We start from the raw sequence: 579 nt of genomic DNA on the forward strand, positions 1-579 counted from the left end.
CACAAGCGGCTGGTGGATATTGTCGAGCCTACGGATAAAACCGTGGACGCGCTGATGAAACTGGATCTGGCTGCTGGTGTGGACGTGCAGATCAGCCTGGGTTAACAACGGGCGGGTTTATCCCGACAGGTTGTGAAGAGGTAAACAATGGCGATTGGTGTGATCGGTCGAAAATGCGGCATGACCCGGGTGTTCACTGAAGAAGGTGTCAGTGTTCCGGTGACTGTGATTGAGGTTAGCCCTAATCGGGTTTCCCAGGTCAAGACCGAAGAATCAGATGGCTATCAGGCCGTACAGGTAACTGTAGGTGAGCGCCGTGCCAGCCGCGTGACCAAGGCGCAAGCCGGTCATTTCGCGAAAGCTGGTGTTGAGGCGGGTCGTGGTGTCTGGGAATTCCGTGCTGAAGCTGGTGAGTTTGAGGCGGGTTCCGCGGTGACTGTTGAGGGGTTTGAGGCAGGTCAGATGATCGATGTCACTGGCTCCTCCAAGGGTAAAGGGTTCGCTGGCGGCGTTAAGCGCTGGAACTTCAGTACCCAGGACGCCACTCACGGCAACTCCTTGTCCCACCGTGCTCCGGGT

The 579-nt window shown here is 57.0% G+C and carries 2 protein-coding genes; both read left to right on the forward strand.

Annotation, left to right across the window (positions count from 1 at the left end; genetic code table 11):
- The coding region (locus tag A3730_RS08535; protein WP_231883895.1) for an uS10/mL48 family ribosomal protein at window positions 1-105 on the forward strand (105 nt) is incomplete at its 5' end.
- 42 nt (window positions 106-147) lie between these two features.
- Window positions 148-579: 50S ribosomal protein L3 (gene rplC / locus A3730_RS08540; RefSeq protein WP_063537919.1), on the forward strand; the 432-nt coding region annotated here is incomplete at its 3' end.

The organism is Alcanivorax sp. HI0044 (assembly GCF_001634945.1).